General features: G+C 48.7%; 2 rRNA genes. Both read right to left on the bottom strand.

From position 1 onward, the window contains the following. Positions 1 to 9: 9 nt before the first annotated feature. Positions 10 to 119, bottom strand: a 5S ribosomal RNA gene (gene rrf / locus BSF42_RS22195). Positions 120 to 299: 180 nt separating this feature from the next. Continuing rightward, positions 300 to 3183 (bottom strand): 23S ribosomal RNA (locus tag BSF42_RS22200). Positions 3184 to 3188: the final 5 nt, after the last annotated feature.

The following is a 3188-nucleotide window of genomic DNA, read 5'->3' on the forward strand; positions in this document are numbered from 1 at the left end:
TTTTTCAAAGAAAGGCGACGACATACTCTCCCACATAACTGCAGTACCATCTGCGCAGGCGGGCTTAACTACTCTGTTCGGGATGGGAAGAGGTGAGCCCCGCCGCAATAACCACCTTAAGGTTTTTAGTCTAAAGTCACAAGTCTTAAAGTTGTAAAGTCTTTCGACTTTTGACTTTAATCTTTCGACTTAAAGACTGCCCGCGACAGGCAAATATCTTAACATACTGAGATAAAGAAAAGTATTTTAGTTTTAGAAAGTTTCTTCTCTCTCGTCTTTTGGACGAGAGAGAAAAGGGTGTACATAAGCTTACGGATTATTAGTACTACTCGACTATGACATTACTGCCTTTACATCTATAGCCTATCAACGTGGTCATCTTCCACGATCCTTAAAAGAAATCTCATCTTGTGGTGGGTTTCGCGCTTATATGCTTTCAGCGCTTATCCCTTCCAAACGTAGCTACTCTGCGGTGCCCCTGGCGGGACAACAGATACACTAGAGGTTTGTCCAATTCGGTCCTCTCGTACTAGAATCAGATCCACTCAAATTTCTAACGCCCGCAGTAGATAGAGACCGAACTGTCTCACGACGTTCTGAACCCAGCTCGCGTGCCACTTTAATGGGCGAACAGCCCAACCCTTGGGACCTTCTCCAGCCCCAGGATGTGACGAGCCGACATCGAGGTGCCAAACCCCCCCGTCGATATGAGCTCTTGGGGGAGATCAGCCTGTTATCCCCGGCGTACCTTTTATCCTTTGAGCGATGGCCCTTCCATGCGGAACCACCGGATCACTATGCTCTACTTTCGTACCTGATCGACCTGTATGTCTCTCAGTCAAGCTCCCTTATGCCATTGCACTCTACGCACGGTTACCAAGCGTACTGAGGGAACCTTTAGAAGCCTCCGTTACTCTTTTGGAGGCGACCACCCCAGTCAAACTACCCACCAAGCAATGTCCCCCGCTAAACGGGGTTAGGCTTCAGATAAACAAAGGGTTGTATTTCAACAATGACTCCACAACGCCTGGCGACGCCGCTTCATAGTCTCCAACCTATCCTACACATCATTTATCCAAAGTCAATACTAAGCTATAGTAAAGGTGCACAGGGTCTTTTCGTCCCACTGCGGGTAAACGGCATCTTCACCGTTACTACAATTTCACCGAGCTCATGGCTGAGACAGTGTCCAGATCGTTACACCATTCGTGCAGGTCGGAACTTACCCGACAAGGAATTTCGCTACCTTAGGACCGTTATAGTTACGGCCGCCGTTTACTGGGGCTTCAATTCAATGCTTCTCCGAAGATAACATCTCCTCTTAACCTTCCAGCACCGGGCAGGTGTCAGGCCCTATACTTCATCTTACGATTTTGCAGAGCCCTGTGTTTTTGATAAACAGTCGCCTGGACCTCTTCACTGCGGCCCCGATTGCTCGGGGCGACCTTTCTCCCGAAGTTACAGGTCTATTTTGCCTAATTCCTTAGCCATGAATCTCTCGAGCACCTTAGGATTCTCTCCTCAACTACCTGTGTCGGTTTACGGTACTGGTACTAATTACCTGAAGTTTAGAGGTTTTTCTTGGAAGCCCTTAGGCGCACTATCTCTTTGTCCGAAGACTCCGAGTACTATCGTATTTCCCCAAAATCTGTGGATTTGCCTGCAGATCTTATAGGTAGGTACTTCAACGAACTATTCCGTCAGTTCGCGGCGCTTTCATCACTCCGTCACCCCATCACAGTAATTAGTAGTACGGGAATATTAACCCGTTAGCCATCGACTGTCCCTTTCGGGTTCGCCTTAGGACCAGACTAACCCACAGCTGATTAGCATAGCTGTGGAAACCTTAGTTTTTCGGTGTGCGGGTTTCTCGCCCGCATTATCGTTACTTATGCCTACATTTTCTTTTCTAACCGGTCCAGCATACCTTACGATACACCTTCTGCCCTGTTAGAATGCTCCCCTACCACTTAGAGTAATCTCTAAATCCATAGCTTCGGTAATATGCTTATGCCCGATTATTATCCATGCTCGTCCGCTCGACTAGTGAGCTGTTACGCACTCTTTAAATGAATGGCTGCTTCCAAGCCAACATCCTAGCTGTCTGGGCAGACAAACCTCGTTCTTTCAACTTAGCATATATTTGGGGACCTTAGCTGATGGTCTGGGTTCTTTCCCTCTCGGACTTGGACCTTAGCACCCAAGCCCTCACTGTTAGTGAACATTATATAGCATTCGGAGTTTGTCAGGAATTGGTAGGCGGTGAAGCCCCCGCATCCAATCAGTAGCTCTACCTCTGTATAACTTTATAACTAACGCTGCACCTAAATGCATTTCGGGGAGTACGAGCTATTTCCGAGTTTGATTGGCCTTTCACCCCTACCCACAGGTCATCCGAAGACTTTTCAACGTCAACCGGTTCGGTCCTCCACTGTGTGTTACCACAGCTTCAACCTGCCCATGGGTAGATCACACGGTTTCGCGTCTAACACTACTGACTAAAGCGCCCTATTCAGACTCGCTTTCGCTGCGGATCCGTGGCTTAACCACTTAACCTTGCCAGCAACGTTAACTCGTAGGCTCATTATGCAAAAGGCACGCCGTCACCCCACGAAAGGGCTCCGACCGCTTGTAAGCGTATGGTTTCAGGATCTATTTCACTCCGTTATTCACGGTTCTTTTCACCTTTCCCTCACGGTACTGGTTCACTATCGGTCTCTCAGGAGTATTTAGCCTTAGCGGATGGTCCCGCCAAATTCAGACAGGGTTTCACGTGCCCCGCCCTACTCAGGATACCACTATCCATTACACTCGTTACCCATACGGGGCTGTCACCCTCTCTGGCGTCACTTTCCAGTAACTTCCGGTTCCTTGTGCATGAAATGTCGTGGTCCTACAACCCCAGCACTGCCGTAACAGCACTGGTTTGGGCTAATCCGCGTTCGCTCGCCACTACTTACGGAATCACTTTTGTTTTCTTCTCCTCCGCCTACTTAGATGTTTCAGTTCAGCGGGTTTGCCCACCTATCGGTGTACTATGTCTTCAACATAGTGGGTTGCCCCATTCAGGTATCTGCGGATCAATCGGTGTGTGCCCGTCCCCGCAGCTTTTCGCAGCTTATCACGCCTTTCATCGCCTCTGAGAGCCTAGGCATCCCCCATACGCCCTTATTTTGCTTATTGTACCA

This window comes from Flavobacterium sp. ACN6 (genome assembly GCF_002304005.1).
Lineage (GTDB): Bacteria > Bacteroidota > Bacteroidia > Flavobacteriales > Flavobacteriaceae > Flavobacterium.